8 protein-coding genes and 1 pseudogene are annotated in these 15,440 nt (G+C 42.5%); 2 read left to right on the top strand and 7 right to left on the bottom strand.

What is annotated here, in order from left to right; all coding sequences use genetic code 11:
- The 4 genes and pseudogenes from MC7420_RS43780 to MC7420_RS08865 all read right to left on the bottom strand — a co-directional run bounded on the left by MC7420_RS43780 (position 1) and on the right by MC7420_RS08865 (position 3,937).
- Positions 1-777 (bottom strand): DNA/RNA non-specific endonuclease, encoded by a 777-nt coding sequence (locus MC7420_RS43780; protein WP_315897222.1) that lies wholly within the window; start codon positions 775-777, stop codon positions 1-3.
- A gap of 297 nt (positions 778-1,074) precedes the next feature.
- Positions 1,075-1,368: pseudogene (locus tag MC7420_RS43775) on the bottom strand (FHA domain-containing protein); the annotation flags it as partial.
- Between the two features lie 92 nt (positions 1,369-1,460).
- Complete coding sequence (locus MC7420_RS08870; RefSeq protein WP_006099748.1) at positions 1,461-1,847, bottom strand: 6-pyruvoyl trahydropterin synthase family protein; 387 nt, start codon at positions 1,845-1,847, stop codon at positions 1,461-1,463.
- Positions 1,848-2,005: 158 nt separating this feature from the next.
- A complete protein-coding gene (locus tag MC7420_RS08865; RefSeq protein WP_006099903.1) occupies positions 2,006-3,937 on the bottom strand; it encodes an AAA-like domain-containing protein in 1,932 nt (643 codons plus the stop codon).
- Between the two features lie 313 nt (positions 3,938-4,250).
- On the opposite strand from MC7420_RS08865, the gene MC7420_RS08860 reads away from it, so the two are divergent.
- Positions 4,251-6,842 (top strand): NACHT domain-containing protein, encoded by a 2,592-nt coding sequence (locus MC7420_RS08860; RefSeq protein ID WP_006099788.1) that lies wholly within the window; start codon positions 4,251-4,253, stop codon positions 6,840-6,842.
- Positions 6,843-11,545: 4,703 nt separating this feature from the next.
- Here MC7420_RS08860 and MC7420_RS08855 read toward each other — a convergent pair.
- From MC7420_RS08855 to MC7420_RS08845, 3 genes are all read right to left on the bottom strand, one after another.
- The gene (locus tag MC7420_RS08855) at positions 11,546-13,387 is read right to left on the bottom strand and encodes an ABC transporter ATP-binding protein (protein WP_044205920.1); all 1,842 of its coding nucleotides are present in this window, start codon (positions 13,385-13,387) and stop codon (positions 11,546-11,548) included.
- 210 nt (positions 13,388-13,597) lie between these two features.
- Complete coding sequence (locus MC7420_RS08850; RefSeq protein ID WP_006099758.1) at positions 13,598-13,978, bottom strand: response regulator; 381 nt, start codon at positions 13,976-13,978, stop codon at positions 13,598-13,600.
- Positions 13,979-14,013: 35 nt separating this feature from the next.
- A complete protein-coding gene (locus tag MC7420_RS08845; RefSeq protein WP_006099757.1) occupies positions 14,014-14,289 on the bottom strand; it encodes a DUF7219 family protein in 276 nt (91 codons plus the stop codon).
- A 246-nt stretch (positions 14,290-14,535) separates the two neighbouring features.
- On the opposite strand from MC7420_RS08845, the gene MC7420_RS08840 reads away from it, so the two are divergent.
- A complete protein-coding gene (locus tag MC7420_RS08840) occupies positions 14,536-15,321 on the top strand; it encodes an endonuclease/exonuclease/phosphatase family protein (RefSeq protein WP_006099883.1) in 786 nt (261 codons plus the stop codon).
- The last annotated feature ends 119 nt before the right edge of the window (positions 15,322-15,440 follow it).

Genomic DNA, 15,440 nt, shown 5'->3' with positions numbered 1-15,440 from the left:
TTACCCGTTGTCGAGTCGGCTCTCAATCTCATCCTGGATCGAATTAGGGACATTTGATAGAAAATCATAGCCCGTTACTGCTTCCACCCTGTCAACCGATACCCGATAGTCTCGCCAGTTCATTCCAGCAACTTTATCCGAATTGGGTATCATCACCGCAATCAGCCGAGTGTTGCTGGTTATTCCACGAACGCCTTGACCTGGACGATCTAGCACCGCAATCACTTTCCAGGTCTGCTGTGGCACTGTTATCTTACCCTGAAGTGTTCCCTTTGAGCCTACACCCCCGGCAATGATGTAGAGTTCCTTACCCTGATAGACCAACTCTCGTGAATACTCTTCCAGTTCCCGCCATACCTCCCGATTATTCTGTGGAGCTTGAGGCATGATGTTTGTCATTAAGAATGTAGCACTGTTATCGTCTGGAGTGTGAGTGCGATCGCCAGAGGGTATTATATGTCCCCGGTCATAGCCACTGCCTATGTAGTCATTTGGTCGCACCTGATACCATCCGGACAGCAGCGCGGTGTCAGGGCGAAAGTCGTTGCTTCGCTCAACACTGCCTAACCAGCTCTGATTTAACTGCCAGCTTACCCAATTGGAAATCCCTTGGCTGTTGTTATAGGACAGCGCATACTGCGGCTTTTCCATCAGGTAGTTGTTAGGATTATTCGGGTTGGAAGTCGCATTACTAGGATTGCCCAGAGTGAGGTGAACGTTAGGGGTCAGATCCTGCAATAGCAGAGCAACGAACCAACTGATCGCAAACAGGGTAATTAACAAGACTCCAACCCTAGTACCCCTGCTAATTCGCCCCCTGATTACTCGTCTAAAAAAGGATATAAGACTGTTAAAAATAGACTTCAGGTTGCTAAAAATTAATTCTAGAATATTGAAGCCAGATGTCTTTTGCTGGTTGGATTGACTCGTGGATTGGTGAGCAGACATCGACACCGTAGGGTTCGGCGCTGATGTTTGTCTGTCATTTCTAAATCGAGAACGGCTAACTGCCACAGATGTTCGCTTTGCTTTTTGAAACAAAAACGTCAACAGCTCGTCTTTGCCCAGGTCTATTCTGTCTCCCAAATGAAGCTGGTAGGGTGTGAATGGCGTCAGGGGTGAATGATTGAGAAACGTTCCATTCATGCTTCCCAAGTCTTCGATAAAGTAAGCATTTCCCTGAATCTGAATTTCAGTATGAGAGGAGGATGCAATCTCAGAGTTGGGCAGATTTGAAATATCAATATCAGGCGACCAATTAGGATTCGGTTTTCCGATACGAATTCTCGTCAACTTCTCTGGTATCTGAATCAGAGTGGAGGTCTGGATGTGAAACAGCCTGAGTGGTGTTGAGCTAGGGGTTTGCATTGTTTATATCACTATTTTTAAGTTAATTAAATTTGATAGGGAGTCTAAATAACTATGTAATTGCCGATATGTAGCCTTACTATTTATACGGATCATTCCTCATATTCTACCCAGCTATTCGGTGTTTCTGAGACAGCCACTTTAAGTTGTACGCCTTCAGGAATACGCTTTTTTGTTTCGTCATAAATGTATTGGGCAATCATTTCAGCGGTGGTTTCGTAATTATCCGGTAATATGTCATTCAAAATGCCGTGATCTAACCCGCCTTTGGTGACATCTTTTTTTGCCCAGCGTAGGCTTTTGAAATCAGCCACCATAACGGGATGGGGACAGTGTTCCGAGGCGTGAAGGGTTGAGGATGTTGCTTCTAATCGTACTGTATAGGTATGTCCATGCATCCGACCACAGGGTCCATCGTAGTCTCTGATGTAATGGGCGCTATCAAATGTAAATTCGGTTACCAGTTTCCATTTAGACATATTTTTTACCGTTGGTCATTCGTCTTATGTCATTCGTCTTATGTCATTCGTCTTATGTTACCAATTATTCACAATTGAGTCGGGGCAGGTTTAGTTACATCGGGGTGGGGTCAGAAAGGATAGTTGTGAAACCCGCCCCTAAATTCCGCCAAACTATTCTATCCGTCAACGCTGATTTGATATAATAACATGGGTTCGTCAATTCCTCTTAAGAGGCGATGTTCACTATGGTTGATGTGTAATTGTAAGTGATTTTTGACCGCTTCATACACTATCCAGGAAATACAAATTCCACCGGGTTTTGCCTGAGATTGTAAACGGGCGGCAATATTGACGCCATCTCCTTGTACATCGGTTCCATTGAAAAAAACATCAGCTAAGTGAATGCCAATTCGATGCTGTAATACCGCCTCATTTGGCAATCCTCTGGCGGCGAGTGAGAGGGTTTTTTGAATGGTTTGGGAACAGTCAACGGCTTTGACGGCGGAGACAAAGTACATGAGTAATCCATCGCCCATGGATTTGAGAACTTCTCCTTCAAATTGGTGGCATAATTTGGTCATTAGTTTGAGATCACGATGAATGGCGGCTAGGGTGGGTTGTTGGTTTTCATGCTGCTTTTGGGTGGAGTCTTTGATATCGGTAAAGACAATAGCGGCTAGGACATTATCTCCTAGAGAATGGGGAATAATTCTGCCTCGGTGTTCTTTGGTGTCTTGGCTTTGAGGCTTCTCTGGAGTTAGGCGATCGCGAAAATACTGGCGGTATAAATCATTACGAATACTCACCTGATTTCCTACCAGATAGACTAATCCCATACTATTGAGTTTAAACGCGATCGCACCTTTTAGCTGCACCGGGCGATCGGCTTCCAGGATTTGGGTGAGGGCGTCGGCTAAGTCGGGATGTTTCTCTAAATTCCAGCGATGTAAGCGCAAATGATCCGCATAGATTCCGGTTTCGGTGGGGGCGTCTTCTAGGAGTCGGTTTAAGGTAATATCCTGACGGGCAATTTTATACAAGGCTAATCGGATTAAATGGGGATGTCCACCAACCATTGCCATCAGTTGTTTGACATCATTCCAGGTGAAGTCTAATCCATAGCGCAGGGCTAAGTCTTCCACCTGATGGGCGTCAAATTCGGATAATTCAATCGGTAATCCGACATTAAAGGGGGATTGGTCGTTACTTAGGGGAATATAAACTTCTGTGCCATGGACAATAATTAGGCGAAAATTTTTCCAAATTTCATGTTGTTTTGCCTTTTCATGCCAAGCCCGAAGTAAGCCAAAAAAGTCATCGGCGACCTGTTCGTAATGAAAGATGCGGTCAACGGCATCGAGTCCTAATGCTAGGGGACTTCTCAGGGTAGGTAATAGATATTTTTCAAAATAATTGGTACAGTTTTTTTTACTGCCCAAAAACTTACTCCAACGGTTTTCTAACTGAATCGGTAGGTGTAAATCATCGGTAACAGTAGCACAAAACCATTGCAGGAATTGATTTAAATCCGCAAAGACTTCCCGTTCAGCTAACTCAAAGTTTAAGGCGACAGACTGACATCCTTGTCGTTCGGCGTGATACAGTAATCGTACCATTAGGGATGTTTTGCCCATTTGTCGCGGCGCTTTGATCCGAATCAAACTTCCCGGCTTACTAATTTCTTCATAGGCGCGAGATTCATCGGCTGGACGTTCGACATAGCAGGGTGAGGCTAAATCAAGTTGCCCTCCGGGTAGTTCCCAAATGGGAGAGGGGAAGGTGGTTTTACTGACTGGGGGAGGTGGTGGAGGAGTCAGAGTCTCGGAGTTCTCGGTATCTGCGTCTGGCAATCCTGCGAGGATTAAACGTAACGTTTTAATCGTGACTCGTTTTCCGGTGACTTCAGACAACTGTTTCCATAACTTCGGCGCTAAATCGCGCTGGACAGTATTTTGGCTATAGCCCATGACTTGAATTGTTTTGAGTTTTTTGCCTGCTAAGGCTTGACTCAGGATAGTCTTTTGGGCGTCGTTAAGTACGTTTCCTGTCTTCTGGGCAATCCAATACTCGGCTAATTCGATCAGTCTTATGACCTCTGCATCTGCCATCTGGCATTCCAATTCATACCTCTGATGACCACGCTAGCATAAAACTGAACTTTCTGAATTTTTTGAATAATCAGAAGGTTCCCTTCAGTGAAAGTTCTGACTTTCCTGAATAAAATCGCTGCATAAGAAAGCGAATCAATTTATGCTGATTTTTTTATCCTTAAAGGATAAACTGTGGCGTTACTGTCTTACAAGTGTAATATTAAACATACAGTGAAAACAGGAGGATCGAGGGCAGAGGGCAGACGGTGATTAATCAAGACTGTGATTCTACAGTTATACTCGATACAAAATAGAGACGAATGCGAGAGTCATGCTGGATTGGTTCGCGGCTTGGGGTGTCTATTCCGTTACTGGCTTTGTGTTTCGGGATGTGTTGATGCCTCTGGCGAAGGGAACGCTGGAAGATTACACGAAAGATTTTCTTAAGGATTGTATTCGGGATTTTTCCGGGCGTTTTGAGGACAATACGCTAAACACGGTTGTCGGGAAAGCCTTGAAAGAGTTTCTGGAGTTGGTACAGCAGGAGTTAGAAGATGCTGAGGTGTCACAGGTGGAGGTGGAAGAGTATTCTCCGGCGTTAACCAAGTTTATCCACAATTCCTCGGTGAAGGGGATTTTGGGGAGTGGGTTTCAGGATGAGTGTTCGAGTTTGGATACGCAGGGGTTGGGGAATCTATGGTATCAGCTTAACCTGCGATCGCTCCCTGAAGACTTTGATTGGGAACAGGTGGGGAAGCGGTATCTCAGAAAAGTCAAGGCGTTAATCCGGGAATCGCCTGAGTTGCGGGAGATTCTGGATTCGCAGAAGTTGGAGGCGATCGCACGCTATACTCAGGAGTCTGCGGGGATTATACCAGAGTTCGATTTGCGCCGCTATCAGGAGGGGTTACGGGAAGCGTATGGGAATCTGCGCTTAGATAGTTTGGATACGACGGGCTGTGCCTATAATGCCTTGAAGTTATGGCGAATATTTATAGCACAAAACGTGCGAAAAGTCCATGAAGTTTTGCCGCAAGTGTATGAATTGCCCAAGGAACATCAGCAGCGATCGCGGGAAAAGGATCAGTTAGATTCAGAGTTTCAGTTCGGGGAATTAGACCGCTATCAACGGGTCTATTCAGAAGCGCCGATACAGTCGGTTTTGGATGTTATTAATGATAAACAAAATTATCCCTATCTGGTGATTTTAGGTGATCCGGGTTCGGGGAAGTCTACGTTATTACAGTATTTGGCATTAATCTATGCCCAATCGCCGCTACAGAATGCCATTTCCCTAGCGATTCCCATCTTAATTGAATTACGCACCTATATGCGGAATCGGGATTTAGGACAATGCCAGAATTTCTTAGAGTTTTTGCATCAAAGTAGTGGGGCGATTTGTCATCTGAATCAGCATCAACTCCAGGAACAGTTAAAGGCGGGGAATGTTTTGATGCTGTTTGATGGCTTGGATGAGGTATTTGATCCGGGGAAACGGGAGGATGTGATTACGGATATTCATCGCTTCACTAATGAGTATCCAGATGTGCAGGTGATTGTCACCTCTCGCGTGATTGGCTATAAGCCGCAGCGATTACGGGATGGGGAGTTTCACCATTTCCTGTTGCAAGAGTTGGATGAGAAACAGATTCAGGATTTTATCTATCGTTGGCATGAATTAACCTTTACCGATGAGGTGGATAAGACTTGGAAGCGGGAACGATTACAACGGGCAATTGACACGTCAAAAGCAGTTCGGGAATTAGCCGGAAATCCGCTATTGCTGACGATGATGGCAATTTTAAATCGGAATCAGGAGTTACCTAGAGATAGACCTGAATTGTATCATCAAGCGTCGCGAGTTTTACTGCATCAATGGGATGTGGAACGGGCGTTAATTGAGGATTCCCGCCTTGATCCGAAGACGATTGATTATAAGGATAAGCAGGCGATGTTGCGCCGGGTGGCGTATTTTATGCAAGCTACGGATCAGGGATTGGCGGGGAATTTGATTCGGAGGGAAGATTTAGAACAGATTTTAACCGAGTATTTGAGAACGATAGATGTGAATCAGGCGCGGTTAGTGGCGCGGGTACTAATTCGTCAATTACGCGAACGTAATTTTATTCTCTGTTATTTGGGGGCGGATTATTATGGGTTTGTGCATCGGACGTTTTTGGAATATTTCTGTGCCGGGGAGTTTATTTGGCAGTTTAAGGAGACGCAGCGGTTATCACTGGAGGGGTTGAAAACAGAGGTTTTTGGCAAGCATTGGCGGGATGAGTCTTGGCATGAGGTTTTGCGGTTGATTGTGGGGATGATTGAGGAGTCAAGGTTTGCGGGGGAGATTATTGAGTATTTGATGAATCAGGAGGGGGAAGATGAGAAGTTTATGAATGTTTTCTTGGCGGCGCAGTGTTTGGAGGAGGTGAAGAATCGTCGCGAGATTGAGGCGACTGACAAAAGACTAATGGACTGTCTAAAAAAACTACAGGATTATGTGAAAATTGAGTATTCCTATAGGAGAAACATAATATCTTGGGAAGTTTCTGGAAAGGCAGTTACTGCAATAGCCATAACTTGGAAACAAGATCCAGATACTTTACCCCTGCTCAAACAACTGATTCAATCTGATGATAATGGGGGTGTCCAATGTGCGGCGATACGGGAATTAGCCAGAGGATGGAAGGATGAACCGTGGTTATTTGAATTATTGTACAATTGCGCTATCAATGACCCCTTTAAACGTGAGAACGACTGGGAAGACAATCCTCGGCAAATTGCACTTGAGAGAATCATCAAGTTGTATCCTAACCATCCCAAAACGCTAACTTTATTGCACGATAGGGCAGAAAATGATACCGATGAGAAGGTGCGGAAGTTCGCCCAGAAGAAGTTAAAGCAGTTCACACAAAATCATTAAACGGGTGCGTCGCTAAAGCGACGACTACAAACATTGGAATAGGTTTATTTCCTTGCACCTGTTCGATTAACCTGAATTGGGTTTAAACAAAGGGCGACCCGATAAAATTGATAGGATGGGGGTTGTTGATTTATGCAGCGGGTCGCCCCTACAATAGGTTATATTATTTCGGGTAAAATATTCTTAATAAAAATGATTTTAACCTTTATTTTTATAGCCTGTTTATTCTAGAAAATAATCAGAATATAATATAAATTTATTCGTCATCGATCATTTGTAGGGGCGGGTTTAGGGATTAACATTGAATGCCTCACCAATCAATGAACAACAAAACCCGCCCTCCCCACTAAAAATGATTGAAACCTTTATTTTTATAGCCTTGTAATTCTAGAAAATCATCAGAACATGATATCGATTTATTCGCCATCAATCATTTGTAGGGGCGGGTTTAGGGATTAACATTGAATGCCTCATCAATCAATGAACAACAAAACCCGCCCTCCCCACTGTTATTGATTTATGCAGCGGGTCGCCCCTACAATAGATTATATTATTTTGGGTAAAATATTATTAATAAAAATGATTTTAACCTTTATTTTTATAGGCTTGTAATTCTAGAAAATCATCAGGACATGATATAAATTTATTCGTCATCAATCATTTGTAGGGGCGGGTTTAGGGATTAAATTGAATGCGTCACCAATCAATGAACAACAAAACCCGCCCTCCCTACCGATAAATGAACAACGAAACCTGTCCGGGTTCAGGATAGGACAACCCACCCCAATTTGGTAAAGGGCGACCCGATAAAATTGAGAGGATGGGTGTTGTTGATTTATGCAGCGGGTCGCCCCTACAATAGGTTATATTATTTCGGGTAAAATATTCTTAATAAAAATGATTGAAACCTTTATTTTTATAGGTTTGTAATTCTAGAAAATCATCAGGACATGATATAAATTTATTCGCCATCAATCATTTGTAGGGGCGGGTTTAGGGATTAAATTGAATGCGTCACCAATCAATGAACAACTTGCACCCGCCCTCCCTACCGATAAATGAACAACGAAACCTGTCCGGGTTCAGGATAGGACAACCCAACCTAATTTGGTAAAGGGCGACCCGATAAAATTGAGAGGATGAGTATTGTTGATTTATGCAGCGGGTCGCCCCTACAATAGGTTATATTATTTCAGGTTAAATATTATTAATAAAAATGATTGAAACCTTTATTTTTATAGGTTTGTAATTCTAGAAAATCATCAGGACATGATATAAATTTATTCGTCATCAATCATTTGTAGGGGCGGGTTTAGGGATTAAATTGAATGCGTCACCAATCAATGAACAACAAAACCCGCCCTCCCTACCGATAAATGAACAACGAAACCTGTCCGGGTTCAGGATAGGACAACCCAACCTAATTTGGTAAAGGGCGACCCGATAAAATTGAGAGGATGGGTGTTGTTGATTTATGCAGCAATTCGCCCCTACAATAGGTTATATGATTTCGGGTAAAATATTCTTAATAAAAATGATTTAAACATTTATTTTTATAGGCTTGTAATTCTAGAAAATCATCAGGACATGATATAAATTTATTCGTCATCAATCATTTGTAGGGGCGGGTTTAGAGATTAAATTGAATGCGTCACCAATCAATGAACAACAAAACCCGCCCTCCCCACTGTTATGCATTTGAATTAGGTATTAGTAGCGAGCAAGATGCTCGCACTACAAGGATTGCGCCATTATTGACATTACGGTTTAAATGCCGAACAGCTTAGGACAACTCAACCTAATTTGGTAAAGGGCGACCCGATAAAATTGAAAGGATGAGTATTGTTGATTTATGCAGCGGGTCGCCCCTACAATAGGTTATATTATTTCGGGTAAAATATTATTAATAAAAATGATTGAAACCTTTATTTTTATAGCCTGTTTATTCTAGAAAATAATCAGAATATAATATTAATTTATTCGTCATCGATCATTTGTAGGGGCGGGTTTAGGGATTAACATTGAATGCCTCACCAATCAATGAACAACAAAACCCGCCCTCCCTACCGATAAATGAACAACGAAACCTGTCCTGATTCAGGATAGGACAACCCAACCTAATTTGGTAAAGGGCGACCCGATAAAATTGAGAGGATGGGTATTGTTGATTTAGGCAGCGGGTCGCCCCTACAATAGGTTATATTATTTCGGGTAAAATATTATTAATAACAATGATTGAAACCTTTATTTTTATAGGTTTGTAATTCTAGAAAATCATCAGGACATGATATAAATTTATTCGTCATCAATCATTTGTAGGGGCGGGTTTAGGGATTAACATTGAATGCCTCATCAATCAATGAACAACAAAACCCGCCCTCCCCACCGATAAATGAACAATAAAACCTGTCCGGGTTCAAGATAAGACAACCCAACCTAATTTGGTAAAGGGCGACCCGATAAAATTGAAAGGATGGGTATTGTTGATTTATGCAGCGGGTCGCCCCTACAATAGGTTATATTATTTCGGGTAAAATATTCTTAATAAAAATGATTGAAACCTTTATTTTTATAGCCTGTTTATTCTAGAAAATAATCAGAATATAATATTAATTTATTCGTCATCGATCATTTGTAGGGGCGGGTTTAGGGATTAACATTGAATGCCTCACCAATAAATGCACAACTTGCACCCGCCCTCCCTACCGATAAATGAACAACAAAACCTGTCCGGGTTCAGGATAGGACAACCCAACCTAATTTGGTAAAGGGCGACCCGATAAAATTGAGAGGATGGGTGTTGTTGATTTATGCAGCGGGTCGCCCCTACAATAGGTTATATTATTTCGGGTAAAATATTCTTGCTAAAAATGATTGAAACCTTTATTTTTATAGCCTTGTAATTCTAGAAAATCATCAGAACATGATATCGATTTATTCGTCATCAATCATTTGTAGGGGCGGGTTTAGGGATTAACATTGAATGCCTCACCAATCAATGAACAACAAAACCCGCCCTCCCTACCGATAAATGAACAACGAAACCTGTCCGGGTTCAGGATAGGACAACCCAACCTAATTTGGTAAAGGGCGACCCGATAAAATTGAGAGGATGGGTATTGTTGATTTAGGCAGCGGGTCGCCCCTACAATAGGTTATATTATTTCGGGTAAAATATTCTTGCTAAAAATGATTGAAACCTTTATTTTTATAGCCTTGTAATTCTAGAAAATCATCAGAACATGATATCGATTTATTCGTCATCAATCATTTGTAGGGGCGGGTTTAGGGATTAACATTGAATGCCTCATCAATCAATGAACAACAAAACCCGCCCTCCCCACCGATAAATGAACTGTTATGCATTTGAATTAGGTATTAGTAGCGAGCAAGATGCTCGCACTACAAGGATTGCGCCATTATTGACATTACGGTTTAAATGCCGAACAGCTTAGGACAACTCAACCTAATTTGGTAAAGGGCGACCCGATAAAATTGAAAGGATGAGTATTGTTGATTTATGCAGCGGGTCGCCCCTACAATAGGTTATATTATTTCAGGTTAAATATTATTAATAAAAATGATTGAAACCTTTATTTTTATAGGTTTGTAATTCTAGAAAATCATCAGGACATGATATAAATTTATTCGCCATCAATCATTTGTAGGGGCGGGTTTAGAGATTAAATTGAATGCGTCACCAATAAATGCACAACTTGCACCCGCCCTCCCCACCGATAAATGAACAATAAAACCTGTCCGGATTCAGGATAGGACAACCCAACCTAATTTGGTAAAGGGCGACCCGATAAAATTGAAAGGATGGGTATTGTTGATTTATGCAGCGGGTCGCCCCTACAATAGGTTATATTATTTCGGGTAAAATATTATTAATAAAAATGATTGAAACCTTTATTTTTATAGGTTTGTGATTCTAGGCAAGCATCAGGACATGATATAAATTTATTCGCCATCAATCATTTGTAGGGGCGGGTTTAGGGATTAAATTGAATGCCTCACCAATCAATGAACAACAAAACCCGCCCTCCCTACCGATAAATGAACAATAAAACCTGTCCGGATTCAGGATAAGACAACCCAACCTAATTTAGTAAAGGGCGACCCGATAAAATTGAGAGGATGAGTATTGTTGATTTAGGCAGCAATTCGCCCCTACAATAGGTTATATTATTTCTGATAAAATATTATTAATAAAAATAATTTTAACCTTTATTTTTATAGCCTTGTAATTATAGAAAATCATCAGAACATGATATCGATTTATTCGTCATCAATCATTTGTAGGGGCGGGTTTAGGGATTAACATTGAATGCCTCACCAATCAATGAACAACTTGCACCCGCCCTCCCCACCGATAAATGAACAACAAAATCTGTCCGGGTTCAGGATAGGACAACCCAACCTAATTTGGTAAAGGGCGACCCGATAAAATTGAAAGGATGAGTATTGTTGATTTATGCAGCAGGTCGCCCCTACAATAGGTTATATTATTTCGGGTAAAATATTCTTGCTAAAAATGATTGAAACCTTTATTTTTATAGCCTTGTAATTCTAGAAAATCATCAGGACATGATATAAATTTATTCGCCATCAATCATTTGTAGGGGCGGGTTTAGGGATTAAATTGAAAGTGTCACCAATAAATGCACAACTTGCACCCGCCCTCCCCACCGATAAATTAACTATTGATATCCCGCCGCCTGTAGCGCAAATAACCGCGCATAACGTCCACCAAGTTCCACTAATTCCTCATGAGTTCCCTGTTCAATGATTTCTCCCCCCGCCATCACCACAATTTTATCTGCCATTCGTACTGTGGAGAAGCGATGAGAAATCAACACCACCATTTGATTCTGGGTAATCGTGCGGAAATGGTCAAAGACTCGTACCTCCGCTTCTGCATCCATAGCGGCTGTGGGTTCATCTAAGACTAAAATATCTGCACCTGTTCGCATAAAAGCACGAGATAGGGCTATTTTCTGCCATTGACCTCCAGAGAGTTCCTGTCCCCCCTTAAACCATCGCCCTAACTGGGTGCTAAATCCGTCTGGCATTGACTCAATAAACGACTTCGCCATGCCTTTCTCTGCTGCATTTTCCCAGCGAGTTTTATCTTGCAAATAGTCTACATCCCCGACGCCAACATTCTCGCCTACGGTAAATTGATAGCGGACAAAGTTCTGGAATATTACCCCAATCCGACGGCGTAGGGTATCAAGTTTCCATTCCTGTAAATCTACCCCATCTAACAAAATGCGCCCCGAATCCGGCGTATAGAGACGAGTTAATAGTTTAATCAACGTTGTCTTTCCTGACCCATTTTCGCCGACAATTGCTAACTTTTCTCCCGGTTTCAGGTGTAATTCAATCCCTTTTAGTGCCGGGGTTTGACTTCCAGGATAGGTAAAAAATACAGTCTCAAACCGAATCCCATCCCCCGGTTTTATTCCCTGAGTTGCTGTTCCCTGAGATTGGGGAACCTCTTGTTCCAGAAATTCGTAGAGGTTGGAAATATAGAGGTTATCTTCATACATACCGCCAACAGAGGTGAGTATGGCGGAAAAGGTAGATTGTCCTTGGCGAAATACGGTTAAATACATGGTCATATCGCCCAAGGAAATCCGACCAAAGATGGTTTCGATAACAATCCACGCATACGCCCCATAAAATGTCAGCGTACTCAGCAACCCTAACAAGTAACCCCAAAATCCTCGACGAACGGTCAAATCTCTATCTTCCCGGTAAAGGCGTCTGAAGGTGTCGCTGTAGCGTTGTAGCATGGTTGCGCCAAGCTGGTATAGCTGAATTTCCTTGGCGTAATCTTCTCTGGCAATTAAGGTTTCCAAGTAATGCTGCTGGCGGGTTTCTGGGGAACGCCACCGGAATAAGCGAAAGGCGACACCAGCAAAGCGCGTTTCGGCGATAAAGGGAGGAATGGCGGCGATGATTAATATCGCTACCGCCCAGGTTGAGAATTGCAGCAGTAATCCGCCAAAGGTGAGTAACGACAGACTATCCCGAACCAGTCCAAACGTTCGCGTCACTAGCGCCAGAGGACGACTGGAGGCTTCTCGCCGCGCCTGAGTCATTTTGTCGTAAAATTCGGAGTCCTCGAAGTGGGGTAAGTCTAAGGTTAAGGCTTTTTCTAGAATTAACACATTGACCCGTTGCGCTAATAATACCCGCAATAGCGACTGGCAAACCGTTTGACCGCGCTGACTTCCTGCCAGTATCATAACCGCGATCGCTTCTAATCCGACATAGCCTAACGCTAGCCACCGATGGGCGGCTAACCCTGACTGAGACGCCAATACCACGGTATCTACAATCAACTTGCCCAAGTATGCGATCGCAGCAGGTAATAATCCCGCGATAACGGTTAAAATTGCTAGCACCAGCGTTAGTCTGTGACTGGTTGTCCACACTAACTTCAAGGCGCGTCCACTATAGCGGAATACTGAAAGCGATTGACGAATATTCCGGATTAGAAATCTCAGCGAGTAGCGTTTCTTGCGTCGGTTCATTGTTTCTGGTAGACATTTTGCCAGCACTACTACGCAGTGTAGATCCTGATCCATTGTAGGGGCGGGTTTAGCCACTAACTTAACTTGTCACCGATAAATGAACAACACAATTCCCCCTATCTGCCAATAAATAAGCAACAAAACCCTCCCTGATTCGTAATTATAAATCGGTGTTATCGGCAATAAATATAGACATAAAAGAATTATCGTTTACTGATAAAAGTTAATATGATTAGCGATTACCTTTAAAAGTTCATCGGTTGTAAAAGGTTTTGCAAGATAACCATTTGCCCCACACTGCTGCCCTCGGTTCCTAACAACTTGGCTTTTTTCTGCTGAAATAAAGATAAAGGGTATAGTCCTAGTCTTGGAATCTTGACGTAAAGCTTTGAGAACTTCATACCCATCTAACTTTGGCATCCGAATATCGCACAAAATCAAATCAGGGACTAACTCTTTGGCTAAGAGTAAGCCCCTGCGAGAATCCCCAGTACCAATTGCCTGATACCCTTTTTCCTGTAAGACATTAAGGATAATGTCCCGCAAAATTTCTTCATCTTCAATGACTAAAATTGCAGCATTGTGTGTCACAGTTTTTCTCAAACGACCGTCTTATACAAAATCTATTAGGTTTTGGGGGGGTTAGCTTGACCAATGCCCAAGGATTCCTTACTATATTTCAACTGCTTCCACAATGACTGTACTTGCTCATAGGCTCGTTCAGAGGAAATCTTACCGCCAGTTTCTAGGGCAGAAATATAGGACACTTTCTGGGCAAACTCTTGCAAGTTGGCATTAAAGGCTAGATCCTCTGGGGTAAACTTGCCGTAATAGCGGCATCTAGGGTAAAGAAAGTTTTGTTTACTGACCTGTGCGGAATCGGATGATGTGGACTGTGCCATATCTTAGCCTCCTGTCTCATAATCTCTTACTTTCCATTATATTAACAAACACTTAACCTTGCCTTAACTATAAGTTAACTAAATGTTATATAATGATTCGATTTGAGTTATGAACATAGGAATGAGGAAAGGAAATAGGGAATAGGCAATAGGGAATAGGCAATAGGGAATAGAGAACAGGGAACAAATTATGTAGCTTGCTTCTCGCTTCCTTGAGTATGAAAAATGACGAAAGACGAATCACCTATGAACATTAGAATCATAACGTTCAATATCCGTTACGATAAGCCAGATCCCGATAACCAGGATTGGAGGATTCGGCGTGATGCGATCGCGGCGCTGATTCAGGAGTATCATCCAGATATCATTGGCACCCAAGAAGGCAAAGCCCACCAGCTACTTGACTTACATCGCCGTTTACCGAATTATCAAAGTATTGGGGGCGATCGCACGGGAACAGGGACAGGAGAACATTGTGCGATTTTCTATAACCAAGACCGTCTTAAATGCCTGGATAATGGCGATTTTTACTTAAGCGATACGCCTGATATTGCTGGAAGTATCAGTCCTGAGTGGGGAAATCCTGCACCGCGAATGGCAACCTGGGCAGTCTTTAGTGTAGCGCAGGTGTCTAAAACAATCACCTGTTTTAATACCCATCTGGATTATACCAGTGCCAAAGCACGGGAACTGGGGGCAAGACTAATCCGCGATCGCATGATTCACTGCCATCCTGACAATACCTATCTTTTCCTAACCGGTGATTTTAATGCTGAACCCGGTAGCTTGCCACGGGAAATCTTATCTGATTCATCAACGAATTCTATGATTCTCCATGACGCTTTGGCGGGTGTTGAATTGGAAAAACAGCAGAGTATTCATGGGTTTACAGGTGAGGCGTTTGCGGCTGTTGATACGATTTATTACGATAGTCGCCTGAGACAAGAAACTGTGACGGTTGATAATAGGAAATGGCAAGGGATTTTTCCCTCTGATCATTTCCCAGTTATTGCTAATTTTGTTAATGATTAGGTACACTATGAATCACTTCAAGTCTTTTTTACCTAAGCGGTTGAGTAGAGGGCGACCCGATCCAATTGAGTGGAATGGAATTTTTGATTAATGCCAGCAGGTCGCCCCTACAGGGTAAT

This window comes from Coleofasciculus chthonoplastes PCC 7420, assembly GCF_000155555.1.
Taxonomy (GTDB): Bacteria; Cyanobacteriota; Cyanobacteriia; order Cyanobacteriales; family Coleofasciculaceae; genus Coleofasciculus; species Coleofasciculus chthonoplastes_A.
This window is presented reverse-complemented; position numbering and strand designations above follow the sequence as displayed.

Bases quoted from the DNA above. Each gene is read 5' to 3' on its own strand.
- MC7420_RS08865 (WP_006099903.1), bottom strand. From the start codon at position 3,937: ATGGCAGATGCAGAGGTCATAAGACTGATCGAATTAGCCGAGTATTGG.
- MC7420_RS08845 (WP_006099757.1), bottom strand. From the start codon at position 14,289: ATGGCACAGTCCACATCATCCGATTCCGCACAGGTCAGTAAACAAAAC.
- MC7420_RS08840 (WP_006099883.1), top strand. From the start codon at position 14,536: ATGAACATTAGAATCATAACGTTCAATATCCGTTACGATAAGCCAGAT.
- MC7420_RS08860 (WP_006099788.1), top strand. From the start codon at position 4,251: ATGCTGGATTGGTTCGCGGCTTGGGGTGTCTATTCCGTTACTGGCTTT.
- MC7420_RS08855 (WP_044205920.1), bottom strand. From the start codon at position 13,387: ATGAACCGACGCAAGAAACGCTACTCGCTGAGATTTCTAATCCGGAAT.
- MC7420_RS08870 (WP_006099748.1), bottom strand. From the start codon at position 1,847: ATGTCTAAATGGAAACTGGTAACCGAATTTACATTTGATAGCGCCCAT.